The 24,905-nt window shown below is 43.3% G+C and carries 21 protein-coding genes; 11 read left to right on the top strand and 10 right to left on the bottom strand.

The genetic code is table 11. The features are described from left to right. Nucleotides 1-111 precede the first annotated feature (111 nt). The 4 genes from CRP01_RS38015 (at nt 112) to CRP01_RS38005 (ending at nt 3,135) form a co-directional block, all read left to right on the top strand. A complete protein-coding gene (locus CRP01_RS38015; protein WP_099155341.1) occupies nt 112-354 on the top strand; it encodes a hypothetical protein in 243 nt (80 codons plus the stop codon). A gap of 167 nt (nt 355-521) precedes the next feature. After that, nucleotides 522-773, top strand: coding sequence for a hypothetical protein (locus CRP01_RS42060; protein WP_143473723.1), 252 nt, complete (start codon nt 522-524; stop codon nt 771-773). Between the two features lie 313 nt (nt 774-1,086). After that, a complete protein-coding gene (locus CRP01_RS38010) occupies nt 1,087-2,250 on the top strand; it encodes a 6-bladed beta-propeller (protein ID WP_099155340.1) in 1,164 nt (387 codons plus the stop codon). A 258-nt stretch (nt 2,251-2,508) separates the two neighbouring features. Continuing rightward, on the top strand, nt 2,509-3,135 hold the full coding sequence (locus CRP01_RS38005; protein ID WP_099155339.1) for a hypothetical protein: 627 nt from the start codon (nt 2,509-2,511) through the stop codon (nt 3,133-3,135). On the opposite strand, the gene lepB is transcribed toward CRP01_RS38005, so the two are convergent. The 5 genes from lepB to CRP01_RS37980 all read right to left on the bottom strand — a co-directional run bounded on the left by lepB (nt 3,116) and on the right by CRP01_RS37980 (nt 13,173). Continuing rightward, nucleotides 3,116-4,180 (bottom strand): signal peptidase I, encoded by a 1,065-nt coding sequence (gene lepB / locus CRP01_RS38000; RefSeq protein ID WP_099155338.1) that lies wholly within the window; start codon nt 4,178-4,180, stop codon nt 3,116-3,118. The two genes, CRP01_RS38005 and lepB, sit on opposite strands and share 20 nt — an antisense overlap. 28 nt (nt 4,181-4,208) lie before the next feature. Next, nucleotides 4,209-5,687, bottom strand: coding sequence for a TolC family protein (locus CRP01_RS37995; protein WP_099155337.1), 1,479 nt, complete (start codon nt 5,685-5,687; stop codon nt 4,209-4,211). Nucleotides 5,688-5,769: 82 nt separating this feature from the next. Then, nucleotides 5,770-8,796 carry an efflux RND transporter permease subunit gene (locus CRP01_RS37990; RefSeq protein WP_099155336.1) on the bottom strand — a complete coding sequence of 1,009 codons (3,027 nt, stop codon included), beginning with the start codon at nt 8,794-8,796 and terminating at the stop codon, nt 5,770-5,772. Beyond that, nucleotides 8,793-11,942 carry an efflux RND transporter permease subunit gene (locus CRP01_RS37985; RefSeq protein WP_099155335.1) on the bottom strand — a complete coding sequence of 1,050 codons (3,150 nt, stop codon included), beginning with the start codon at nt 11,940-11,942 and terminating at the stop codon, nt 8,793-8,795. Before CRP01_RS37985 ends, CRP01_RS37990 begins: the two co-directional genes overlap by 4 nt. 91 nt (nt 11,943-12,033) lie before the next feature. Then, nucleotides 12,034-13,173: an efflux RND transporter periplasmic adaptor subunit gene (locus CRP01_RS37980; RefSeq protein ID WP_170110727.1), complete on the bottom strand. Its 1,140-nt coding sequence runs from the start codon at nt 13,171-13,173 to the stop codon at nt 12,034-12,036. Nucleotides 13,174-13,464: 291 nt separating this feature from the next. Here CRP01_RS37980 and CRP01_RS37975 point away from each other — a divergent pair, with 291 nt between their 5' ends. Further along, entirely contained in the window at nt 13,465-14,274 is an 810-nt protein-coding gene (locus CRP01_RS37975) for an alpha/beta hydrolase (protein ID WP_170110726.1), read from the top strand. Between the two features lie 452 nt (nt 14,275-14,726). Here the strand turns inward: CRP01_RS37975 and CRP01_RS37970 are convergent, their stop codons facing one another. The 5 genes from CRP01_RS37970 to CRP01_RS37950 form a co-directional block, all read right to left on the bottom strand. Then, nucleotides 14,727-15,683: an RpnC/YadD family protein gene (locus CRP01_RS37970; RefSeq protein WP_099155332.1), complete on the bottom strand. Its 957-nt coding sequence runs from the start codon at nt 15,681-15,683 to the stop codon at nt 14,727-14,729. Nucleotides 15,684-16,077: 394 nt separating this feature from the next. Beyond that, complete coding sequence (locus tag CRP01_RS37965; protein WP_099155331.1) at nt 16,078-16,635, bottom strand: Uma2 family endonuclease; 558 nt, start codon at nt 16,633-16,635, stop codon at nt 16,078-16,080. A 186-nt stretch (nt 16,636-16,821) separates the two neighbouring features. Continuing rightward, nucleotides 16,822-17,466, bottom strand: coding sequence for a hypothetical protein (locus CRP01_RS37960; RefSeq protein WP_099155330.1), 645 nt, complete (start codon nt 17,464-17,466; stop codon nt 16,822-16,824). Between the two features lie 98 nt (nt 17,467-17,564). Beyond that, the gene (locus tag CRP01_RS37955) at nt 17,565-17,780 is read right to left on the bottom strand and encodes a hypothetical protein (protein ID WP_099155329.1); all 216 of its coding nucleotides are present in this window, start codon (nt 17,778-17,780) and stop codon (nt 17,565-17,567) included. Between the two features lie 101 nt (nt 17,781-17,881). Next, nucleotides 17,882-18,298: a hypothetical protein gene (locus tag CRP01_RS37950; RefSeq protein WP_099155328.1), complete on the bottom strand. Its 417-nt coding sequence runs from the start codon at nt 18,296-18,298 to the stop codon at nt 17,882-17,884. Between the two features lie 310 nt (nt 18,299-18,608). Here CRP01_RS37950 and CRP01_RS37945 point away from each other — a divergent pair, with 310 nt between their 5' ends. The 6 genes from CRP01_RS37945 (at nt 18,609) to CRP01_RS37920 (ending at nt 24,871) form a co-directional block, all read left to right on the top strand. Continuing rightward, on the top strand, nt 18,609-19,013 hold the full coding sequence (locus CRP01_RS37945) for a DUF2493 domain-containing protein (RefSeq protein ID WP_099155327.1): 405 nt from the start codon (nt 18,609-18,611) through the stop codon (nt 19,011-19,013). 720 nt (nt 19,014-19,733) lie between these two features. After that, nucleotides 19,734-20,513, top strand: a complete 780-nt coding sequence (locus tag CRP01_RS37940) for a LytR/AlgR family response regulator transcription factor (RefSeq protein WP_099155326.1) — start codon at nt 19,734-19,736, stop codon at nt 20,511-20,513. Nucleotides 20,514-20,694: 181 nt separating this feature from the next. Beyond that, a complete protein-coding gene (locus CRP01_RS37935; protein ID WP_099155325.1) occupies nt 20,695-21,000 on the top strand; it encodes a hypothetical protein in 306 nt (101 codons plus the stop codon). Nucleotides 21,001-21,007: 7 nt separating this feature from the next. Further along, the gene (locus CRP01_RS37930; protein WP_170110725.1) at nt 21,008-21,622 is read left to right on the top strand and encodes a DUF4255 domain-containing protein; all 615 of its coding nucleotides are present in this window, start codon (nt 21,008-21,010) and stop codon (nt 21,620-21,622) included. 377 nt (nt 21,623-21,999) lie between these two features. After that, nucleotides 22,000-22,893 carry a hypothetical protein gene (locus tag CRP01_RS37925; protein ID WP_143473722.1) on the top strand — a complete coding sequence of 298 codons (894 nt, stop codon included), beginning with the start codon at nt 22,000-22,002 and terminating at the stop codon, nt 22,891-22,893. Nucleotides 22,894-22,897: 4 nt separating this feature from the next. Further along, entirely contained in the window at nt 22,898-24,871 is a 1,974-nt protein-coding gene (locus tag CRP01_RS37920) for a phage tail sheath family protein (RefSeq protein WP_099155322.1), read from the top strand. Nucleotides 24,872-24,905 lie beyond the last annotated feature (34 nt).

Raw genomic sequence — 24,905 nt, 5'->3', positions numbered from 1 at the left:
CATAAGAATATTTGAAGAAGATATATTAGATCATTTCAAGGACACAATTTCTACTTACAGTAAGGCGTAATCTATACCATAAACAGCGTACAAGTCATTTAATGATTATTTATGAATAAAGCTCTTATGATGAAAAAGAACCATCTAATCCGCCTTAATTTGGTACAAAAACCAAGGACAAAACAAGAAATTGCTCTTATTCTCCAAATTAGTTATTCTACTCTTTCTAGGAGAATTAACAAAGCTGGAGTTCCTCGCCATCCACGCTTACTTTTACCAAAGGAACAAGAGTCCCTACTAGAATTATTTGGATTTAATGTCAACTGGGTAAATCCAGAAAATATCATGCAGTAGTTATTATTCTACTACACAGAATTTTTTCTGGTAAAGCGGTCCAATGCCATGGATTGACCGTACATGAACGAAATTGAACAACAATGAATTACATATTTTATTTATTTTAAATAAAATAAACATATACTTGTAATTCACCGTTTTTAATTTCTTTAAAAAAAAATTTTATGAAAAACTTCTTGAAAGGTTTAGCCTTACTCCTGGTTTTCGCCATGGCTTTGACCCTTAACCACCAAATGGACGTAACCGAAGCTCACGCCAGAATGTGTGATTCTATTGCCGGGGAAGGTTATTATTCAACCGGTGAGCACGAACTGAATGGTTCATGCTACAATGCCTGTGTAGGTATTCAGCCGAATTGTTATATCAGTTGTGATTACAACTATTGGTGCTCTGGTTGCCCTTCTGGCTGCTCGTGATCATCCCGGGTTTAAAGACTTTGAATGATTATTGCTCCTACGAAGACTAGTCAATCTAATCTTCAAAATTGAGTGCATGTTATTGAAAAAAGTAGAGACTCAGGAGTGAATTAAGTTATCTCCTGCAAAAGTTTCTATTACCTGAAACTTAGTCTCTACTTTTTCAAAGAAAGATTTTACACTAACGTTCAAACAGCGTTAGTACGAAAGCAATTTGAGAACACTATACTCAGCACAAAATGCTATGGGGGCTTTCCCAAACCATTCGTAGCATAAAGTTCAAGCATTGGTCTTAACAAAAGAGTTAATAAATATGATTCGACTCCCTAACTTTATTCTTCTGATCGTATTGATCAGCATTTTGGCTTGCCAGTCCGACTCAGCAGTTCCTCAAGGACTTTCTTCTCCAGTCAGAATTGAGATCGATATTCGAGACACTACATCGTATTTTGTACCTAAAACGCACCATTTCATTAAGCTTGAGTCCAACGAAAGTTCATTAATTGAAAATATTCGATTCGTAAAAAAGGAGAACGATCGCATCTGGATCTTGGATGATAAGAGAAGTGCAATCCTAACTTTTGACCATGAGGGGAAATTTCTTTTTCGCATAGAAAGTTTGGGGAAAGGCCCCGGAGAATATTTATATCTTGATGATTTTGATGTTTACGAAGACAAGATCTATTTGCTATCTGGATATCAACGAAAGTTGTTGATCTTCAATGAAGATGGTAACTTCATTTCAGAGCGGTCCATTCCGGAAGAAGGTGATTTCAAAGCAATTGAGGTAATCAATCCGAATAAATTTATTATGACCGGAGGGAATCATAAGGAAGCTGGATATGATCTAATATACATTACAGACAGCACTTTTACAACCTTAAATAGTGGAGTCCCCGCCAATGAATATGGCGTACAGACTGCTTTAAAATCTAATGGAGTTTCTACAGCAGTCGATGGGAAAACTTATTATTTCACTTATGGTGCCGGTCCAATTTATGCAATCGACTTGGTTAGTAATGAAATAAGTCCTGCTTTTGTGCCTGACTTTGGAAAACTAACTTTTACCGAAAACGAAGTGCAAAATCGCACAGGTATGGAGGTAGGGCAACTTTATTTCGAGAGTAAGAAAGTAAGGAATAATCTCTTTTACGAGTTGGATGATTCTTACGTTATGCACTGCTATTTTTACCCATTTCAACCACGGAGTAGTATAGTTGTCATCAACAAGCAGAACCAGCATGAGATTCAGCACAACTCCCTCGGGCTCTTGGTCAATGATTTCCTGTTCCAAGTAGAAAAGCCATTTTCAAAAATAGACCACGAGTTCCTGGTGTATCCTGTAGAATCAACTGATGCTACACTGGCTGATCTTGCATCCTATAAGCAAGGATTGCCATTCGGTAAATCAAATAATATCCAGGATTTTACCCAGAGCCCATCGGACAATCCTACTCTATTGTTTTTTTCTCCATGATTGTTGTTTTTCATCTAGTATTATTTTGGGCGTGTGCTTTGTAATGATGGAGCTGCAAACACCATTATTGGGTTTGTAAACTGGCTGCTTTCCGACTCTTACCTTTCCCGAATAGGGTAGATAAAGGCCCCAAAATTAGCTTTGCTTAAACAAAAACAGACTAGTTTCATCCCGAAGAACAGACTACAACCATACACTAAGTAATCATTTTTTTAGAACACATCGCAATCTTAAGATTGCGTGATAAGCCATTGACAAATGAAAAAATGGGATACAATTTGGCTCGTTGCCTTTATTGTTTTGGGCTTTGTCTCAATACGCAGTGTATTACAGCACCGCAATGTGCAGAAGGCTTTCATACATAACGCTGATCAACTCGAAGAGACAAGAAATGTTTTGGCAGAAATGCAAAAATACTACGAGGGGCTAGCCATCAATCGAACCCGGCTAGAAGGAATAAAGGTTGATGATATACTGTTGTACGATTCCAGTATGATCTCGGTTGATCGAATTAGAGATGGAAAACTCTATTTCTATTATCGAGAGCAAAACTGCGATGATTGTGTGATGAATGCTCAGAATCATATCAACTCCTTACCTGAAGATTATCTAAAGCTGGTAAATGTCATTTATGAAACGGATAATCCAAGAAAATACCTTATCAGTACTTCTGGCTTTGAAAGCCCAAAATACTACACCAATGCAGGCGGAAGGTTTGGTCTGGCCGCTAATGAAGCATTCTTTTTTCAAGTAGACCGCAATGGTGATATCAGTGAAGCATTCTATCCGTCCCGTTTTAACCCAGAATTGTTAGGTCGATATCTTCGAGTTCTCTTTTCCGAAAAGCAAATTGCAAATGCCGGGCCTAATGCGGTATCTTTATAATTCTTCGAAACAGAGATTTATCCGAAGCGGATGAAAATAGGATGGCGGAAGCTTTTCCCTTGATGCTTTTTTCCGGTATAAGTCCAAATGTCCTGCTATCTATTGATTCAGAACGATTGTCACCCAAGACGAAATACAAGTCTGTTGAGTTGTTATTGTTTATTTTTCCATTTTTCTGTTTTTCAGAAATTACAATCGGACCGAAGTTATCTCGCGTCCAATTGGGGTGTAGCGTGCCCGGCCAGCCCTTTGCACCAGGATCGCCAGCATCTATTGAAGGGTGGATCGAATCGCATTCTGCAAGTTCTTGAAAGGTACTAGCCTCAACCGGAGTCAAATTTAATAGAAAGCACTGTCGTTTTTTATCCCAGATTTTCCTTTGATTCTGTAATTCTTGAAAGAGTTTTGATTCCACGCGGCAAAATAGCCTGAAGAAACTTTTACCAGTCTCTGGCATCTGTAGTTTTGATCCATTTACAAATACGGTACCGTCTATCATTTGTAAAGTGTCTCCAGGCAGTCCAATTAACCGTTTCACCAGTAACTCATTCTGTCTTACCGGGTCATCGAAAATGATGATATCCATCCTTTGAATGTTATCGTAGCCAGTGAGCCTGCGGTAAAAAGATCGAGAGTAAAGCGTTGGATTCGTTGCTGTGTTTTTATGGGCATAAGAATCAGGTTGAAGAGCTTGCAGCCAGGGTACATCGGAGATTCCATTAGGTAGCACAGGCCCATACGCTAATTTATTCACGACTATGTAATCGCCCGTCTGCACAGTGTTTTCCATAGAAGCTGTAGGTACACGGCAAATTTCGAAGACAAACATCCGCAGTAAAATGGCAACCATGAATACGTTCAATACCATTAGAATTTGTCGGAATATTTTCAGCCACTTCTGGCTTGCAATTTTTTTTAAATAGACGTAAAATATCCCATGAATTGATAAATAAATAATAAAACCAATCGATAACCACCAAAGTCCAAAGCAGGATGGAAGAAGTGACACAGCGGAGATAAGAACAAGTTTTCCTTTATTAGGCATTTTCGTAGCGTATTTTTTCTATTCAATTTCACTTTTCCTGTATTTCTGCCAAAGGCCGGTCGTGGACAAAATCGTACATACAGAGTCGGCGAATCTGGTAATATCGTTCGATTATATCCAATAGTGCACCATAATAGTCCAGGACGGCCTCTTCACGTTGCTTAGCCGCCAGGCTAATATCAGTGAAGGATGCATTCCCGGCCAGGAACTGAAGTCGGGTAATATTTAGAATTTCAACAGCCGTCCTGCTATTCTCTTCTTGTATTTTCAAAGATTGTTTTAGGAGCGTAAAATCTGTAGCGAGGTCGAATGCTTCTCTACTAAGATCAATGCGTTCTTGTTGTTGTCTCAATTTTTCTTGCTCAAAACCTTCGGTTGCGATCTTCTTTTCCAAGCTATATTTTTTGTATCCGGTAAGCGGCATTCTGACTCTAGCCCGAAAGATTTCCCGATCCAGTAGCGGATCAAAAAGATTGCCTACTGTAGGAGCGGAGCTATTAAGACCTAAGGAAATTTGTAGATCTAAAGTAATATCCTGATTTTTTTGAGCTTTGGCCAGAGTCGCATTAGCCTCAGCTGTTCTTCGTTGAAAATTAGCAGTATAAAAGTCATTCCTCACGACGTACTCCATGGCGTCCGCTACAGAGATAGTGATTTCCTGCAGAGGGCTGGGTTTTTCCAATTTAAGCATATAGTTCTCCCTAGGTAATCCGATAAAGTCGGATAACGCTAACTGAGCTTGGCGCCAAGCTAAGACCATCCGGTTATAGTGAAGGTTATTATTTTTTTGGTTGAGTGAAAGCCGCAGTAACTCCGATTGACTACCCTGGCCAATAGCAAAAAGTCGCTCTTTGATGATCATCAAAGAATCTGTTTCACGCATCTCATTTGAGGCCAGTTGAACTCTCTCCTGAGCCATAAAACAGTTTCTAAAAAGAATTACTGCATTTAGAATAATATCCTCTCGGGTACGAGCATAACGTTCCTGAAATTCTGCATACAACAATGCCAAACGCTCCTTTCGCCATTTTAACTCGTTAAAAGAAAAAAGAGGTTGGGTATAGGTAATAGATACCGGATTGAAAAAATAAGTGCGTTGGTAATCAAATTGGTCGGTTTCAAATACATCGAGGCGCTCGAGATGAGAGCCCAGAGCAAGGGTACCAGCAGTCTTTTCCAACTGGATATTGAGTTCCACCCCAATGCCATTATACATGCTGGATTGATTAACAAAGGCATCAGATCCATCGGGCAAAGGTCTTGCTTCTATTGAGCGATTTAGGTTAGGAAGAGTAGCATTCAAAAACAATTGAGGGCGAAAGGCCATCCTGGAGTGTTCAAAGGCGAACTGTTGTTCGATGGTTTCCGATCTGGCTATTTTCAGATCTATTGCCTGTTCTATCGCCTGCGTAAGGACCCTTTCCAGGTCTAAGTACAAAGTATCCTGGGCTAAAAGGTAAAAGTTTGATGAGGCAATAAAAAAGATCAAAAGTGAGAGAGATTTCATGAGTAGCGCTTTGTAATTGGTTAGAGATGGTCAAATTTTTGAGGCATTTCGATCCACAGATACTCTGATGTCTTTTACTCATCTAATCCTCTGGAGGAAATGCTTTTTTCGAGAGTACTATATCATACAACAGCGGTACCATAAATAGACTTGCCAAAGTGCCTATAATCATTCCTCCGATAAGACCTATGGCCAATGGACGCTGTAACATACTTCCCAAGTCATTTCCAAAAAGAAAAGGGAGCGAAGCCAAGATGGTAGTTAGTGAAGTCATAGTAATAGCATTTATTCTTTTGAGTCCTCCCATATGAATAGCGCTTTTGCTATCCATACCCTGCCGTCGCAAACGATTTATAGTATCTATTTTCACGATGGAATCATTAATAACCACGCCCACAGTGACGATCATTCCGGTCAAAGACATGATATTAATCGATTGCTCAAAGATCCAGAGTAATACAATAGATCCTGCTAAGCCTAATGGAATTTCGGAAAGGACAACTAATGGTTGCAGAAAGGATTCAAACTGGGCCGTCAATAAAAAGTAAAGCAACAATATGCTGAACCCTAAGATAATAGTCAGCTCCCTACGCAGTCCTTGGTTATACTGTTTGTTACTGTAGACTTCAAGTTCAACTCCCGGATATTGATGCGTTAATTCCATTATTTTCTTTTCCACCTGCTCAGGAAAGTCGGTTACAAGCTCCAAGGGCAGGTAGGGGCCTTTTCGAGAAGCAAAATACTTTTGCGGAGAACGTGTTTTTCTGATTCGAATGAGATGGCGCAAAGGTATAGGCAAGCCATTCTGATTCAGGATAGTAGCAGTACTGTTGATCTCATCTATAGAATAGTCTTCGCTTTTTATGACTACTGGTAAAGAATACTGAAAACTTCGGATTTCTGTTAACTGGTAATAATTAAGCAGCCTTGAAAGCTCAGCGCGTAATATCTCGTAATTTACCTGATATTGAATTAGCTTTTCTGGTATAGGTTCAATCAGGTAAGACGGACTATAAAGCATCCCCTTTGCATCATTTACACCAGGTAAGGATTTAATGTTGTTGAATAATCCCTGATAGACATCAGATTGATCCAAATCCTCTACTCCGGGAAAGTAGCATCGTACGGAAAACCCGGTATGGGAAGAAGGAAATAACAGCTCAAAAGCTGTCCTTTCCGCGCTGAAAGTAATAGAAGCTGTTTCATAACGATCTGCCAACTCGCGAGCTAATAAATTTTGGATATCTGATGCTGCTCCATCCGGGGGGAGTTCGATATAAAGCGAGGCACTGTTTAGGCTTCCCTGATACGTCGTATTCAGCAAGAACTGACTTATCCCCAAGTGTGCTTGCCAGTATATATCCAGAGAATCGAATAGGGTTGTTATGCGCTGAGCCGCAACCGCCGGCTGTAAACCGGCGCCCCATTCAATTTCTGCTTCAAATGCTCGTTCGGGTAAAGTAGGAAATCTGGTTTTAGCCAACCCTTGAAATATTATAGCCGATAAGGACAAAAAAAGAACAATGATTACAAAGCTCAATTTTTTATGTTTAAATATGATGCGGAATCCCCGATCATATCCATTGAGTAACATTCGCGACAACGCACTATTTTGTTGAGGAAATGTAATATTCTGGTTTTGCATCAATACATAATACAAAACCGGAAGAAGAATAATCGACACTAAATAAGAGATCAGTAGGCTAATACTTATGGCCAATGCCTGGTCCAAAAAAAGGGCTCCGGTAATCCCGCTTAAGAATATCAATGGAAAAAATATGCTACAAGTAGTTAGCATCGAAGTTAGCAGCGGACGGATCATCTCGTTGGTTCCCTGTACACAGGCTTGAGCTAATGATTGCTCCTGATTCCAACTAAGGCTAATATTGTCCAAGACGATGATACCATTGTCAATCATCAAGCCGAGGCCAAGCAGTAAGCCAGATAGTGATATCATATTTATTGACATGTCTCCGAGCCTGAAAAATAAAAAGGAAAGCAAGAGACTAACCGGGACGACTATACCAATGAGGGTCGGAATCTGCCACCTGGGATAAAATAAAAAGACGATGCCTACTGCTAATACGCAGGCGAGCATCAGGCTACTGGTCAAATTCCATAATGTTGCCTGGAGTAGAGTTGTCTGATCCCGACTAATTCTAAGTTGGAACCTCGACTCCTCCTGCATGATTTGCTCCTGAATGGTCTGTAACCTCTGCTTCAAAGTTTTAAGTGAAGCATTGGGAGATTTTACTACCGCCAAACTGATGGCCCGACGGCCATTTTCGTAAAAGGCGCTGACACTGGTCTGATCTTCTAAGGAGACCTCAGCCACATCATCTATCTTAAATAAGCGATCACCTACCTGGAAGGTTGTGTTCCTTATATCGGCGATCTGAGTTATAGGTTTACCGATCCGCACCTGATATTGATATGCCCTTTCTTTTATGGTAATTGACCCCAGTACAAGGTTATTGGATTCGATAGCTGCCTGCAAGTCCAATTGATTAATTCCAAGGCTAGCCATAACTTCAGGGTACGACTGGATTACCAGATGTTGGTCCGTTAAACCATGCATGTCCAAAAAAGCGATCTCAGGGAGTTGTTCCAAACGGGGACGAAGTACTTTTCTGGCATATTCTGACAACTCAGCTAGCGATCCAGGTTCTTTGCCGGAGTGATAAGCCAGAGAAAGATAAAAAACCGGGAGATCGGTAGCCCGGGTCTTAACCGCTCTAGGTCTGCTGACGGTTGGAGGAAGATCATTCATACTTAGATCGATCAGTTCATTTAGCTCAATAAAGACCTTATCCATATTTAAACCGTAATCAAATCGAAGCCTGATCTCTCCTGATCCCCAACTGGCAGTAGAAGACATGTCTTCCAGGCCGGAGATCGACAGCAAGCCGCTACGTAGAGTAGACAGCACCTGTTGTTCCACTCCAGCCGGGCTTTCATTGGGAACATCGACAAGAATAATTACTTCCGGTATAGCAATATCTGGTAATAAGGAAATTTTCAATTGTCGCAAAGCCAAAATTGCCAGTAAAAGTACTCCCAGAAATAATGCAATAACACTAACCGGGCGGTTTACGAGGAAGCGGATCATAGGCTACTTTTGATTTTGGAGTGCCGCTGAATTTTTGAACTGAAAAACAAAGGCAAGAGCAAGCAAATACCAAAAAGAGAAAAAATAAGCCCTCCAATTGTACAAATTGCTAAAGCGTACCAAAAAGCCTCGTCTCTGTCGAACAATACAAATGGTAAAAGGCCAAGAATGGTAGATACTGCTGTGAGAATTATCGGTATAATCTTGAGGTTAAAAGCTTTAATGTAGGCCCTAGTAGAACCATCCACACTGTTATGTTTTTTTATATTATTGTAGTCGTTAATAATAAATATCGCAGCATTAACGCTTAGTCCTGCAACCAGCAGAAAGGAAGTAAAGCCTCCAAGGTCAAAATTAAAGTCTAGCCAATAGCTTGTTAAAAATATTCCGATAAAGGCAGGAGGGATTGATATGAGCGGAATAAATGCCTGCCGTACCGAATTAAAGAGTATAGCCGAAACAAAAAAGATCATTAACAATGCTCCACCGATCACAAGAGCCAGCTGTTGGTAGTTGTTATTCCACCAATTAGCTGGATTACTATCCTGGAGATAATATCCAGGAGGTAATTTACCCGAAAGGTCATCCAACATGAGCAGCTTAACTAATTCTTCTTGCCGTTTATGCCCAATGAAATCATACTCAATAAAAAGTTGGTATTGCTGATTAATTCGACTAACGCCTAGATTACCTGATCTCTTTTGTAAGTTGGAGAAAATATGCTGTTTGAAATACCGGACACTATCTAGGAAGCGGGGTGCATTTAGCACCTCCCACAGTTGAGTTTTTTGGGGCTCTCGACTTTCCAGTCTAATCGGAATACTTACATGTTGTCCCTGCACATAACCAACTGCTCCCGTTTCCATGTCCGTTTCAAACCATGAGCGACCTAACTTCTTAACTGTTAGGGCGTTTATCATGGGGAACATTTTTTTATTGAAAACTACCTCGTAATATGCGTTCCGCGGGGTATAATCGTTTTTTCGATCATTTATGAACACTTCCTGGATACGCATATTTTCCAGGAGCTCTTCTCTTACCATTTCCGCGATTTGCCAAAGTTGGTTATAATTATAACCCAACAGGCGCAAATGTGTGGAAAGTCTACGATCCTTTAGTTCGTTATTGAATCCCGGGCCGACACCAAAAATTGCGAGATCACCCGCACCGGTACGAATAGCTTTTGTTTCCAGCATTCTTTGTAACTGATAAGGGAAAGCACCTTCTACGTAATTAGGTTTGAAAAAGATTTCTATGGACGCATCGGTAGAATTACCTATTGTTGAATGGAACTTCTCTATTCCCTCGAATTGAATCAAAAAACGCTCAAAATCCCTTATCAGCTCATCCATTTGTTCTAACGTTCCGCCAAATGGTAGCTTTGCACGAACAAAGAGAATAGTTTCTTTCTCTTCTATAGGCATCATCTTAAATCTTTCCCCAGCTTGGAAGAACAATCTCAAAGCGCCCCCAAAGTAGAGGGAAAGATTCGGATGAATTTTCTTACCATAATACCCATCCATTACTTTGTTATAGAGTGCTGGAATGTTTCCCTGAGCTTCCCAACGTACGGGCAATAAAAATAGTGGCACCCCAAAACTTAACACCATGATGACCATTGGAAGCCAACGATATCTGGAGATCCAAACGATATACCTTTCTAAAAGCCCATTCCACCTTACAATCCTTCTTAGATTTTTGATTGAATAAGGGAAAACCAGGCGGGATCTTATAATAGCAGGAATAAAAAACAGTGCCACCAGCAAGGAGACACCAATATTGATAAAAAATACCCAGGCAAAATCAGTCAAATGTTCCCTATATTCAGGAGAAATGAAAAATACTATAGACAGAGCCCCCACGGTTGTTAAGGTAGCAGCTAGTAAAGCCAAAAATATACGCTCTCCCTTTTGATTATAGAGGTGATCTGTAGCGATGATTAGGTTATCTAAAACAATTCCCAGAGATAAAGTCAAGCCGGCCAACGAATATAGATGCAACTCCAATCCAACTAGATGATAGAGCAAAACAGCCACTAATAGTGTCACTGTAAATCCCGCCCAAACCGGCATCCATATCTTCGATTTACGGTAAATGATGACCATGCATATCAGCAGAATAAATAATGCAAATGCTATTCTTTTCAGAATGGTCGCCAATTGTTTTTGTAAGAAATTACTTCGATCCGTTGATAATATCAGTTCCACCTGCCCTGCCAGTGCCTTCTCAGCGATAGTCATTTTTTGTTTTACCTTTCGGGCCAATTCGATCTGGTTACCCTGAGCAGCCGAATGGATGACAAGATTTACACTGTTTTCCCCGTTAATTCTATACTGATAGTTACTTTTTTGCGGACGTAAATGAATCTCTCCCAAGTCCTTAAGCAGCACTACCCTTCCATTTGAAAGACGGAACTTTAGCTGTTTTAGTTGTTCTATATAGTTAAGCGGATCCCCTCTAACCCCTACTCTAATTGCAATCAACTGATGACTTTCCGGGTCGGTAGTCATGCCAAGATCAAAGCTTGAATTCCAACTTTGAATATTTTGCCTGATAATATCATAATCGAGATCATAGATACTCAGCAGGTTATCTTCCAACTCGATCACTATTTCATTGCTTAACAGTCCAGAGATACTCACATTTCGAATATCCTCGATTCCTGCTAATTCCTGTGTGATTTTCCGATCAATAATCGACTTTAGTAATTCTGGTGGTAAATCACTTATTAGATTATAAACTAACAGAACCGGATCTGAATTATATTGGCTTAAGTACGAAATACGAGGATAGGTTACTGCGTCAGGAAAGGTTGCTTGAAGCTGGCGGACAGTAGTAGCAATTTGCAATCGCATATCCTCCATACTAACGGATCGATCGAACACCACCGACACTTGCCCAGCTCCATTGCGAGAATAAGATTCAAGCTCTATTATGTTTTCCAGACGGCTGAACGCGCTTTCTAAAACTGACGTAACTTCTCTTTCCACCAATTCTGAGCTAGCTCCTCTATAGTTGAAAGAAACAGATAGACTTTGAGTAATAGGAGAAGGATAAAGTTTGAGTTTTAATTGGCAAATCAGTAATAGCCCTGTCAGTGAGGCAAGAACGAATAAAATACGCATTTGAAAAGGAGCATACCTCATTGGATGTCAGCTGAAATTTTAGCTTTTCAGAAAAATAAAACGGTCACACGGTTTCTATTAAGATGGAAAGAAGCTGTATTCCTTATGAAAATTACTCCACTGCCAACGGCAGTTCCGGCAATAATCCAGTAGAAATAGAATCCAGAGATACGGATTCCAGATTAGCCAGATCAAATGTATTACTGATGATGATTGTATCGCCGGTATTTAGTTCAGATTCACCGATTGCATATTCAGTAGTATTTTCGTGGGCTATTTGTACATAATTCCAATGAGCTTTACCATTCTTGTAGAGAAAGGCAGCCAGTTTCCCCTGGCGGTCCACAACCGCTGTTTTAGGTATGATGAAAAAGTTTGGCAGATTTTGTGCTAACTGAATCCTTATTTTCATACCATTCAAAAGACCGCGGAATGATCCATTTAGTTCCGCCCTAACCCGGATCATTCCATTTGCGTCCACTTTGGGATTTATACTCTTTACTACCCCGTTTATTTTTCGTTCAGGATCAGATAGAGGAAATGCCGTAATACTACTTCCGATCTTGGCAGATGCCAGTTCTGTTTCCAGAATAGGAAATTGTACTTCCAACTTATGGTCATCGATAATGGTACAAAGCTTGCCGAAATTGGTAGTAGGATTACCGGCCTGAGCTTCAAGGTCTGCTACGACGCCGGATAATGGTGCACGAATGCTCATTCTGCTAAGTTGGTGTTCAGCCATCTGCAGTTGGAGCTTCAGGTTAGGAAGATTACTTTCAATTTGAATATTCCTCCATAGTTTCTGGTCAATGGTAAGACTATCTTCAAGTTTATACCCTAGAGACAGCATTTTTGCCTCGAGTTGTATACGAGCTTTTAGAATCTGTTGTTGGAGTAGATCCCTTTCATTCTGAAATTTGAAGCTATCTAATTGGGCTAGCAGGCTGCCACGTTTAACCCTTTGACCAGTTTGGATCAAAATCTTTTCAATTATTCCATCCACTGGAAATACTACTTCCGATTGGGCAACAGCCTTCACGATACCTTGACTGATTATCTCTTTTTTGAATATCCCCTTTGTAAGGATCATTCCCGATACAGGAGTAGGTTGTTCGGTTGTAGCGGTTATTGATTGGATTGGATTTACTGCTTCGTCTGTGCTACTACTTTTTTTACAAGCGTAAAAGAATAGCAGCGGTAGCATTGAAAGCAAGAATCTACAGATCTTACTTGAATTTTCTTTTAACATCATCGAGAGGAACATTTGGTTCAGCGGATACAGAGTTAGAGGAGCTATCAGTTATTGCTTTCGAGTAAATTTATTTAACAGAACATTTTAAATATACAGTTTTTACAGTGATTAAATAAATCTTATAAATAAATTATTATTCTTGACCAGGAATATACGGCAGTTCAGCTATTCCAACATGAATGGAATGTCTTTTCCCCCACTATAATGTTTCTCTATTTCACGGATGACCGCTTTGACACGTTCTATCTATCAAGTAGACAGCCCCAGCCGGCGATCTCCGAAAAAGATCCCTTGAAATATGCCTTGAACTATTTTGACGGGGAGTACGAGATACTCGCAAGCATGGACTTCCTGGAGTTCGACAGTCTGGAAAGTCAGCCAGTACACAGCACCGTCAATACCCTGATCCTGGCCGGCGCGCTCGACCCGGCCACCCCGTCGATGTACGGGGCATCCGTACACGAGCGACTGGGAAACAGCCAATTCTTCCACTTTCCCGGCATAGGCCATGGCGTATCCCGGGCGGGGGAACGCATCCCCGAATTACTGCTGCAGTTCCTCCAATCGCCGGAGGGGGCGCTGGAGACCAGCTGTCGGGATCAGATAGCGGCCAGAGCTATTCCCTTTATCGGCAACCTCTACGAAAATGTAAAGGTCGGCATCCTTATCCGGCAGGCCGCTATAGAGAATCGAGTCCGGGTATTGTTGCCAATCGGATTGCTGGTCCTTTGCTGGATCGCCTCCCTATTCCAATGGTGGCGGAGGAGAAAAGCTACCCCCATTAGCCTCAAGCGTTATCAACTGAGTCAGCGGGTAGCTTCCACCTTAGGAGTAGTCCTGATAGCGGGCACCGGATGGTTAATCTACCAAACCAGTTCGCTCAGTCAACTCCTGGTCCTGTTAGGCCTGGTGGGAGGTGCCCAGTATTTTTACTACCTCTCCTATTTATTTTTGTTGATTCTAATCTTAAGTCTATTCTACCTGATCAAGAGTTGGAAATACCAGCAAAGCATGCTTACGAAGGCTTTTTCGATCATTTTCATATCGTCTTTAGGAGCCTTTGGGAGCATATTGCTCGTGTTCGATCTTTTTCCCAATTGAGTGCTCCAATTTGGGAAACTTTAGCAGGATAGCTGTTGAGATCCCCCTCAACACCTTCTCAACAGTCACCCAACAATAGTAATTGGTGAAGCAGACCTCATTGGATGAAGAGAATAACCAAGCAAAATTTTGAATTGGTGTATAGCCATCATTACAACGGTCTGGTTCCTAAGCATCCTTTTACCGTGACGGTAAACGTATACCGTAATATTGAAAACGGCTATGGGCTGTTTGGTGTATCGTCGGTGAGTGAGGTGGTATTAGAGGAGTGAGGAACCGGGATCTGAGCGGCAGCCTGGAAACTATGTAGATAAAGACTATAAAGATCATCAATAAATGGAGCCTTGTGAAGTTTCCAGGTGCTGAGATATCGATGTGGACAGCAGATTCATTGAATTCACAATCAGCTCATTAAATTTTAGTTGGACACTGTAATGCCCCCACATGAAAGTTTATTCTCCTTCACTTTCTTTTTCCTCTATTTCGCGGATGATCGATTCGACGCGTTCTATGGGCATATCGGCAAGTTCGGCGATCTCCTCTATGGGAAAGCCCTTTGCCCAAGCCCGGGTGACGACCTTGCGTTCCTTTTGCTCGATACCTTGCTCAATGCCCCTTTCTAAACCTTGTTCGATGCCTTGTTCGATGCCTTGTTCGAAACCTTGTTCTTTAGCGTCATTGATTATAGCCTCTCTGATACCCATAGTTGTCCTTGATTTTGTAATCTGTTGAATTTCCTTTTCAAATTTATGCAAAAAATCGCTTTTTTCAAATGGTAGGTAGGCTCCAATAAAGTCCAATAGATGGCGGATCTTCTTCCGCGCCACACCCTGCTGGAACAAATAACGAACTAGCGCTAATTTGATCTGAAATCGATTCAGATCGGTACCGCGGCGTAATTCCAATTCCCGACGAGCCACTTCCAGCACCCAGCCAAAAAGTTCATTGGAACGGTGTAGTTCTTCGTGAGGATAATCCATCAGGATAAAAGTCCGGAAGCGGTACAAGATTTCTGTACCAAAGAAACTGGATCTATATTCAGAAAAATGAAACCGGCGGTCGGTATCGGTATAAAGTACCAAAGCGGTAACCGGCCGCTGATAGCGGTCCTGAATACGGTAAGCATATTCAAACATCCGTCGAGGAAAATTTGGATCAGAATACCCCTGGACTTCTACGTGTACCAAAAACCAGGATTCCTGTCCATCCAGTAGCCAGGCTTTAAAGAGTTTATCGGCACGTCGTGCCGGCGAAGCAGAAGCAGGAACAAGTTGTTCCAATTCCTTATCCAGGAAAACGAATCCTTTAGATAAGTCGAACTGTTCCAGGTATTCGGCAAAGAAGAAACGGACGAATTCCTCGGCCAGATCTTCGATGATACCTTTCCACAAAGTATCCTTTCTAATCATGGAGCGCGTTGTTTGTCGGAAACTAAACAACTTCAGGATTAAAACAAAATATTTCGTAAATAAATTGTTATGTTTCAATTATACCAGACCATAAAGAACGATCGGGAAAGGATTTCCGCTTACCGAGCTGATTGCTCGCTCAACTACCGATGGGATTTCGAAACCCAAGGAGGCCAGGTGGTGGTTACTAGAATCATTAGAGTATGATTCGATGTGGACCGTCAGCCGCATATCCCCCACACACTGCGCACAGGGGCAGGCTATGAGGATTTCACCAGGGATCACCTAAAACGGATAAACGCTGTAGCCCGGAGAAGGTAGGCAACACAGATGCTCAGTCGTGCGATAAAATAGAAAGTACTATACTTCAAAGAAACTTCGTCATCAACTCCACCTAAAACAACAACTTCTCGACCTGGATCACCCAATCAAAAGCAGGAAAGTAAAACTGTTCACCGGCTCGTAAAATCTGCCTGTGAGTATATTTTCCGGATATCGGTTGCTCGTAGATCTCCATACAAGACTCCGGAATGTTAAATATCCAGACCATGGGGATCTTGGCGGTAGCATAGGCAGGCAATTTAATTTCCCGATCATACTCTAGGGACGAGTCAGCCACTTCGATCAGCAGGATCACCGCTTCCGCTCCGGGGTGCTTATCCCGGTAGAAGTCATCCTGCCACGATAACACGCTCAGGTCCGGTTCGGGTTCAGAGTGGTGATCGAGGATAATAGGGCTTTGCACCCGCACGATCGCTTTCTCATAGAGATGGTGGGCCAGGTAATTATTTATCCGATCCACCAGAGCAGCATGTTGATTTCCAATTGGACTCATTTCCAGGATCTCGCCATTGATCAATTCCACATGCTCATCCTCCGTAAGAATACCGGCTACAAACATCTGCTGGTACTCTTCGACATCTAACAATCGCTTTTTTACAGAAACAGTCATATTGAAAACCTTTGCTTCTCTAAAATTAGCACTTTTACGGCAACCAATCTCCGAATGGTTAAAAATACGGCCGTAAAAAACTTTTGGCAGGATCGATTCCCTCGGTGGAATTAGATAGTAAGTAAATGAATGAGAACAGCACAGTGCCAATCTTCCAAAGGCACTGTGCTAATTACAAATTCGCGATCACGCCGCCTTACTGTTTTCCTCATTTTCCCAGGGCGGCTGTGCATCAGCATCCGTTATTTCCGGAGTGCCCGTATCAATTTGCTCCGGTTCCGGCAGCTGCACATTTTTCCAGGCGTGGTACTGCGCATCCCCGTTGAAGATATCCTGCAGGTAGATCGGCGGCAGGCTTTCCGCCACCAGGGCCAGTTGCTCGCGATCAGCCGCCGACAGCGTTTCGAAACCAAAGGAAGCCACGTAGTAGTTACCGAAATCATTAGAGCGCGGTTCGGGGTGGACCGTCAGTCGGATATCCGTGAGGCCGGCATCCTCGTAGTAAAGATCGCCGAGAATGAGTTGCAGCTGATCGACGCTGTAGCCGTGGAAAAGCAGGGAGCACAGGTGACCGGCCTGATTGATAAAGAAAAGTTCTGCCCACTTGCGGCGGGAGTAACCGAGGATCTCGTCGGTGAAGATGCGGTGCGCCAGAGGGATCAGGGTGAAGGCCTGTCCTTTGGGAGTGATGTCGGCCTCTCCGTTGAAGTTGAGTTTTCCGTTTTTGGCGTCAAAGCGATACTTGCGCGGAAAGCCGGGCAGGTATTTGATCTCGGGGAGATCGATCAGGTTTTTGACGTCGGTTAGGGGTTGAAGGGTTTGATTTTTCATAGAGCACGTTTTTGGACCAGGATTTGCCGGATTTTAGGATGGCCGGGATGGGCTGTTTACTCCAAAAATCGGCAAAATCTGGTGTGGTTAAAAATGAATTAGGATATGGATTGGTCAGACGCTGCAATAGCGCTTTGCCCGACCGGTTTGGCAATATTGTTGTGCATCAGGTAGGAGTAGATGCACCAGCCGTTGATGGCCCGGGAGTGCTTGCGTTCCCGCCAAATGGCGCGTTGGATCTCCTGCTCGGTGGCTTCGTAGCCCCGGCACTGGAGGAAATATCTGGCTTCTTCTTTGATGGTTCTTTTTTTCATGGTTGGGTGGTTGGGTGGTTTGATGGTTTGATTGTTTGATTGTTGGATGGCTGGATGGTTTGATGGTTTGATGGTTTTATGGCTGGATGGTGGGCGAAAGGTTAAAAGGGTAGAAAGGATAAATCGATGTTTTCGCGGATCTCCGGCTCGGGAAGATTGGAACGAAAGAACAGGATGTGGTCGCTGATGTGGTAGAGGTCGGTGCAGCCGGCGATCTCTGTGGGGAAAGTAGAGGTGGTTTTGTGTGAACGGGGACTACTACCTTTCTGCCCTACCCTTGCGGCTCCATTCTGGGTGGACCTCTCCCCCGAGGGGAGAACAGCGACCCAGAAATTTTGGGGTAAGCGGTACAGGTCAAAGTGGGGGGCCAGTTCCAGTGCTTCCAGGATAGCTTTTTGCCGGGTTTCGGCGGCATCTTCTTTCGCGCCCCGGGCTTCGCGACGCTCCCAGTCCTGGGCGGCAAGTTGAGGGATCCGGCTGTCTTGATCAGCCTTGGTGGTGGGGGTAAATGTTTTCATCAGAGTGAACTTTAAGTGCTTAAATATTATACTACAATATACAACTTTAACGACTGATATTCAATTATTTACACTCTTTTTTACCATAAAAAATTGATTTATTTTTAGATTAAAAAAATTAGTTTTAACTATCATTTTTTCGTATATTCAGTAATGCGAAAGAGTACTAGAACCGGGAGTAACCTCCCAGAAAATGGTTGAATGGTTTGATGGCTTTATGGTTGGTACTGTTTCAGCCATTAAGTCATAAAACAATCGAACCATCAAACCATCGCGCCCTGATAAAAAGAACCTCACACTATCTTTAAGTATGAAACTATTGATCACCGGTAGCCGGGCCGTCGCGGAGAATGAAGCTAATTTTACGCGGCTCGCTGATGAGATAAAAAGTAGATATCCGAACGTATCAGCATTGTTGCACGGCGGCGCCCGCGGAGCGGATCAACTGGCGGCTCGCTTTGCCCAGATAAACGGGCTGGCGGTACAAGTAATCCGGCCGGACTATAGAAACTACCCCGAAAAACTGGCGCCTCTACTGCGCAACACCGAGCTGGTCGCTCTGGCGGATGCGGTGATCGCTTTCTACGGCCCCAAAGGCAAGGTCGGTGGCACCTATGACACGGTGAAAAAGGCGCTGGCGAAGAACCTGCCGGTGACGGAATTGTTTGCGGATGGGTCCGTTCGGCATACGCCGGCGGGGTTGAGGTTGTTTTGAGGATGGACGGTCGAAGGTTGATGGTCGAAGGTCGAAGGCGGACGGCTGATGGTAGACGGTGGTGGTGGACCAACCTGGGTGCCCTTTATAAAGGCCGCAAGACGGTGCATTTGGATGGTAGACGGTTGATGGTGGACGGAACTTACGATAAATAGCTACTGCAAGGAAAGATGCTCCAACCATATGGTTCGGTATCAGACTTGACCTCATACGGGATGATCTTTACGCGGTGCGCAAGATCATGTGCACCAACCCGGTACGCCCACCTGCGCGCAAAGCCGCCAAACGCGAAGGCACTGCATATAAAAGGCGGAACCGGAGGACTGCGCAATCCTGTACATAGAGGGTAGTAGGATCTGGTCACACTCCTACCCTATTTTGGGTAGTCACTTTTGCGCAGCCCGGAGTGGAGCCTATCTTGCAGGGACGAGGGTTTGGGCGGTGGGGGTGCTGGGGGGATTGAAGGTAATATGGCAAAGAGGCCATGGTGAATTTCCTGGAAGGGATTAAACATTACAAAATAGAATTGCGAAGACTGCCGACGTTAAATCTTCGTATTGTGGAAGGTATTCCTTTTACACGCAAACCAATTCCTGAAATGCAGGACTTAAGTATAGATTATTTATAGTCAAATAATAATTAAAATCAATGACGTAACATATAGATTCTTAATTCGTTAAAATATTAATAAATAGCTACTTAAACAAACCCTGGAACACAATGTATCTAAGCCCTAACGCCATGCAGGATTGTATTTCATTAAATGCAATTATCCTTGACATTTGTATCGATGCCATTGAAAAGGTTCAAGAGGAAGTCGAAATCAACTGTCCACAAATTCAGATAGTAGGTACTGCTACAAACTTAAAGGAAGGTCTGGGTTTAATTCGTCAAGAGCTTCCCCAAATTGTTTTTTCAGAAATCACATTGCCCGGATTGAATAGTTTAATAGGTGCTGGAGGAACTTTTTTCCCATCTTGTCATACTATATTGATGTCTTCTTGTCCTGACAGAGCTTTGGATGCCAATAAATATCAGGCTGCTGGTTTTCTCATTAAACCTTTAAAAAAAGTAGAACTAATAACTGCAGTTCGCTATGCGGAAATTAGGATAATAGCCAATAACCACAGGAAGTCTGAAATTATAGCAACCAATAATAAACAGATAATTCCTCCCGGAGAATTGATCGGAGTACCCACTGTAGAAGGCTTTGAGTTCATACACATCAACCAATTGATTCGACTGGAGGGCATGCAGAAATATACCCAGATCATTACCAGGCAACGTTCGGATCTTATCAGTACAAATAATATCGGAGAATTTTGTAAGCTACTACATCCATTTCACTTCTTTAGTCCGCACAAATCACATTTGATCAACCTGGTGCATGTTAAAAAGTATTACAAGGATGGTACGATCCAAATGTCCGATGGATCTCTGGTTCCGGTTGCCAAGCGCAGAAAGACCGAATTCCTGAATACGATGCTGCTTTTACGATAAAACCGGTTTTGGACCGATAATTCCCTCAATCTTCCCGTTAATCGGTTTTCCCTTGTTTTAGGATTCCATTTTCCGCAAATTATTCTTTGAATAGCATTTCAATGCTTTGAAAACCGCATTGTCCGCTGCAGTTTCCGTATGAACAGCCTCAGATCATATCCTGAGGCATAGTTAACAATTCATGAAGATAGAGCGAATTCATATTTCCTCCGAAGGCACTGGGGAGTATGGACCAATCGAAGCATTTATTTCAGATGTAGTTGTGGTCTTTGACGATCAGGTCAAGTATGCAGCATCCTTCCTTTCTTATGGAAAGATCAAGATGCTGATCCGGGAAAACCGCCTGGCGGGAAAATGCTTGTCAGGTAAGTATTTCTGGATGAAAAATATGGTGCTCATTGACCGGTGTAAACGTGAGGATATTGAATTAGTGATCCAGGACCTACTGGATGAGGGAGACTTCAAAGCAGTTTTCAGGAAATTGTAAATTATTTATGGAGATGATTATTGGCATGGCTCTGACATTAATGGCGAATCAATTGAAAAACTACCTGATCGTGCAGGATGCCAGTTGGGATAGTACATTTCATGTATTACTGGAAGATGCCAATAAGATTGCTACGGATAACACCGGCAACTATTCGAACCACATATTCCTGAGCCTGATCCGCATTGAAGAAGAAAGGACCTTAAAGAATAGTGGATCTTACCGGGCTACCGGTTTAAATGGGAAAACGATCTATAAGAATCCGGAACTCTACCTGAATCTTTACCTGCTGGTATGTGCCAATTTCGTGGATTACGCCAATGCCCTGAATAACCTTTCCGAAAGTCTGGCTTTCTTCCAGGCCAAAGATTCTTTTACCGCCGCTAATACACCTGATCCGATTTTTGACGGTATGGAGCCGGAAGAGAAGGCCGGGTTTCAACTCAATCTGGAATTGCATTCCCTCAGCTATGAGCAAACCAACTATCTGTGGTCAACTTTTGGTGGAAAACAGCTACCCCATTTTGTGTTAAAGGCAAGATTGGTGACTATCCGGCCTAGATTGATTCATTATCAGGGTCCACTGGTCTCCGCGCTGCAATCCCAAGAAACAATAAGCTAATTGGTATGGCCTTTTCGAGCATATATAAAACTCTATTTGAAGTTCGCGTGATCCACTCCTACTACCTGGAGGATCCAGTAGCTTACTGGTCGTTGACCTCTCTCGAAGAGCGAAACCGGGAGCTGGAGCGCCTGGGCTATAATATTTCTCGCGATCTGCAATTTCTTCCGGCAGGCGGATCGACACAGGTACTACGGGATCAGCGTATGCGATTTTTTCCGTCAGCCTACGGATTTAAAGTAGCCGTGGAAACCCAGGAAAAAAAGGTAGGTATGAATAAGCGATACCTTCCGGTGATTCCGATCGATGAGTCCTTCCGGTTGTATTTCAGGATCAGGATCAGGAATCCTTATTTTAACAATATCTCCAATGTAAGATTGACACCCAATATTCGGGGAAATCACTTATTCAGTAATCTGACCGACGCATTATCTTATCCCTCCCTCCATCCGGCCATCTCGGGTCACAATCAAGAAAGAGCATACGAAATGGGGGAGTTGTCTGTAGATGGAGCAGATCTATACCAGGCTTTTCAGCACACCGAAGTCGCCCCTCCCGCCGCAAATATCTGGGAGCCCGTCACCGATTTTCACTATCTGAACTCCTCCGGTCGCTATTTGGTCCCGGCGCAGTTCCACTATTTACCAAGACCCGTTTCAGCCCATCAACCGGTGACTTTTTTAAAGGCCGTTTTGGAAGACCCTATCGGCACCCAAGTAGCTACTACAGAAATATCAAACCCTGATGGATTACGTCAGATCAACCTAAATTTTGATGATGTAACACCTGGCGATTACACCCTAAAAATAAGTAATTCCAGTACACAACTGGACCAGTATACAATTACTATCTCTTCGGATGCTTACCATTTGTCGGATTGGGCGATGATCGAGATCGGGCACCGCAATAGCCTGGGCGATTTCCGATTGCTGGAAACACCAGACGGCTATTTGAAATTCAACGGATCGAATCTGGATACGCCGGTTTTCGAGGTTAGGATCGGCAGTCGGCTGACAAATTGGGAATACATCCCCTTTGAAGATCAAATTCTCACTCCTCACAGCGATAATTCTTCTTCGATCACCACAGTAGGTAGTAGGTTATTTACCAAATCCCCACGGGGATTGAGTCACTTCCCGCAGCCGATCGCTTTTAAGGAAGACGGTACAAACGATCAGATATACCTTCCAAATCCGGGAAAGCCATACGTTCAGGCCTCCGATCCGGAACAATATATTTCAATCATTCAATTACCTGAATTAAATATTTAATGTCATGCCAAGCACTTATAGGACACCAGGTGTCTATGTAGAAGAGATAGCGAAATTTCCGCCTTCTATCGCTCCGGTAGCGACGGCGATTCCCGCCTTCATCAGTTATACTCAAAAAGCTACTAGGATCAATGCCGGTGATTTACATCTCGTACCGACGCCGGTGTCTTCGATGCTTGAGTACGACAAGTTCTTCGGTGGTGCACCTAACCGCCTGATCAATGCCATTCACCTGGATGCCAACAATGCTTTTGAAAAGGCGGACATAAGTTCCAACTATCATTCGTATGATTCACTGCGTTCCTACTTTCAGAACGGAGGGGGGCGCTGCTATATCATCTCTATCGGTAAGTATGAAGACAATCAGAATAAACGAGTTGATTATTTGGCCGGACTAGCCGCTTTGCGAAAGAAAGATGAACCTACCCTGATCGTATTGCCAGATGCAGTAGGAATATCTCCGGGTACCGATCTGTACGAAGTGCAAAGCCAGGCATTGCTACAATGTGGAGAATTAAAGGACCGCTTTTGCATTCTTGATTGTCGGGAGCGTTCCAGCGACCCATCGTTTGACTGGATCGCGGGCCATGCTGAATTTCGGGATATGATAGGCATGTCCAATCTTAAATATGGAGCGGCCTACACCCCACATTTACTAGTCAATGTGGATATCCCGGTGACCTACGACCTGATCAAGGACAAGATATTCCGCGGAGGAGTGCAGCTTACCCTGCCTAACCTTACCAACGATGGCAACATCTTGACCAACGTCCTACCGGGACTCAGTGCATTATCCGAGGATCGCGCCGACTACTTTTCACCCGGGCTGAACAGTTTGAAAGGGTCGGAACTTTCGGTCGAGCTTGCATTCAGGGTGCTGGTAGATACTTTCAAAACAACCAATGATGATGCGAATTTTGCGGCGATCATCGGAAAAATGTATCAAATTCTGGAGGTAGTGGATACCTGGGCCGCTAATGTAACCTTCACCAGCCTGAAAAACGATATCCTGAATTTAATCGATGCCGGACAACCCTTATACGAGGCGCTCGATCTATTGGTCAAATATGAGAAAGGCGCGGAAAGTGAGCTCCAGAACGAGCCTGCCGGAACTTACACTTATTATACCAATCCCCCCACCATTACCACCACACAATGGGGCAATATCGACATCAGTATTATCCCGCCAGAACCGACGATATACTCTGGAGGCAGTGATGATGAGGAGCGTAGAACAAAAGCATTACCCTACCTGGAACAACTATTCGTACAGATAACGGCCGGTCTAAATACCATCTTGCAATACGCGGCAGCTTACGAAAAAGAGCTTAATCATACTCTCTATAATGACCATGTAGTGTATAAAAATTTGGTAGACAGCCTGCGGGAGCAGCTTTACCAACAGCCGCCCAGTGGTGCAGTAGCCGGGATCTACGCCCGGGTCGATAATGAGCGGGGCGTCTGGAAATCTCCCGCCAATGTTAGCATGCTCGGCGTCAAAGGCCTTACGGAAGTGATAGATCTTCCCATTCAGGACGGGCTGAATGTCGATCCGCTGGCCGGCAAGTCCATCAATGCGATCCGTGCTTTCACCGGTAAAGGCATTCTGGTTTGGGGCGGTCGCACGCTGGCCGGCAATGACAACGAATGGCGTTATATCTCTGTGCGCCGATTCTTCAATATGGCCGAGGAATCGATCAAAAAGGCTACAGAGAGTTTCGTCTTTGAACCCAACGACGCCAATACCTGGGTAAGGGTACGGGCCATGATCGAGAACTTCTTAATTCTTCAATGGCGCGCTGGAGCATTGGCCGGGTCTAAACCTGAACAGGCCTTTTACGTCCACGTCGGTATCCCACATACAATGACCGCGCAGGATGTCCTGGAGGGGCGAATGATCGTGGAGATCGGGATGGCCGTAGTCCGGCCGGCGGAATTCATCATATTGCGGTTCTCACATAAAATGCAGGAGTCCTGATCATCGTATTAGAGTGCTTTTGCAACTTCATTTC

The organism is Flavilitoribacter nigricans DSM 23189 = NBRC 102662 (genome assembly GCF_002646595.1).
Lineage (GTDB): Bacteria > Bacteroidota > Bacteroidia > Chitinophagales > Saprospiraceae > Flavilitoribacter > Flavilitoribacter nigricans.
Note: the sequence above shows the minus strand (reverse complement) of the source record. Positions and strands in the feature narration are given on the sequence as shown.

What these genes read in the sequence shown, in the direction of transcription:
- CRP01_RS38015 (WP_099155341.1), top strand. Translation starts at nt 112, where the DNA reads ATGAATAAAGCTCTTATGATGAAAAAGAACCATCTAATCCGCCTTAAT.
- CRP01_RS42060 (WP_143473723.1), top strand. Translation starts at nt 522, where the DNA reads ATGAAAAACTTCTTGAAAGGTTTAGCCTTACTCCTGGTTTTCGCCATG.
- CRP01_RS38010 (WP_099155340.1), top strand. Translation starts at nt 1,087, where the DNA reads ATGATTCGACTCCCTAACTTTATTCTTCTGATCGTATTGATCAGCATT.
- CRP01_RS38005 (WP_099155339.1), top strand. Translation starts at nt 2,509, where the DNA reads ATGAAAAAATGGGATACAATTTGGCTCGTTGCCTTTATTGTTTTGGGC.
- lepB (WP_099155338.1), bottom strand. Translation starts at nt 4,180, where the DNA reads ATGCCTAATAAAGGAAAACTTGTTCTTATCTCCGCTGTGTCACTTCTT.
- CRP01_RS37995 (WP_099155337.1), bottom strand. Translation starts at nt 5,687, where the DNA reads ATGAAATCTCTCTCACTTTTGATCTTTTTTATTGCCTCATCAAACTTT.
- CRP01_RS37990 (WP_099155336.1), bottom strand. Translation starts at nt 8,796, where the DNA reads ATGATCCGCTTCCTCGTAAACCGCCCGGTTAGTGTTATTGCATTATTT.
- CRP01_RS37985 (WP_099155335.1), bottom strand. Translation starts at nt 11,942, where the DNA reads ATGAGGTATGCTCCTTTTCAAATGCGTATTTTATTCGTTCTTGCCTCA.
- CRP01_RS37980 (WP_170110727.1), bottom strand. Translation starts at nt 13,173, where the DNA reads ATGATGTTAAAAGAAAATTCAAGTAAGATCTGTAGATTCTTGCTTTCA.
- CRP01_RS37970 (WP_099155332.1), bottom strand. Translation starts at nt 15,683, where the DNA reads ATGATTAGAAAGGATACTTTGTGGAAAGGTATCATCGAAGATCTGGCC.
- CRP01_RS37965 (WP_099155331.1), bottom strand. Translation starts at nt 16,635, where the DNA reads ATGACTGTTTCTGTAAAAAAGCGATTGTTAGATGTCGAAGAGTACCAG.
- CRP01_RS37960 (WP_099155330.1), bottom strand. Translation starts at nt 17,466, where the DNA reads ATGAAAAATCAAACCCTTCAACCCCTAACCGACGTCAAAAACCTGATC.
- CRP01_RS37955 (WP_099155329.1), bottom strand. Translation starts at nt 17,780, where the DNA reads ATGAAAAAAAGAACCATCAAAGAAGAAGCCAGATATTTCCTCCAGTGC.
- CRP01_RS37950 (WP_099155328.1), bottom strand. Translation starts at nt 18,298, where the DNA reads ATGAAAACATTTACCCCCACCACCAAGGCTGATCAAGACAGCCGGATC.
- CRP01_RS37945 (WP_099155327.1), top strand. Translation starts at nt 18,609, where the DNA reads ATGAAACTATTGATCACCGGTAGCCGGGCCGTCGCGGAGAATGAAGCT.
- CRP01_RS37940 (WP_099155326.1), top strand. Translation starts at nt 19,734, where the DNA reads ATGTATCTAAGCCCTAACGCCATGCAGGATTGTATTTCATTAAATGCA.
- CRP01_RS37935 (WP_099155325.1), top strand. Translation starts at nt 20,695, where the DNA reads ATGAAGATAGAGCGAATTCATATTTCCTCCGAAGGCACTGGGGAGTAT.
- CRP01_RS37930 (WP_170110725.1), top strand. Translation starts at nt 21,008, where the DNA reads ATGGAGATGATTATTGGCATGGCTCTGACATTAATGGCGAATCAATTG.
- CRP01_RS37920 (WP_099155322.1), top strand. Translation starts at nt 22,898, where the DNA reads ATGCCAAGCACTTATAGGACACCAGGTGTCTATGTAGAAGAGATAGCG.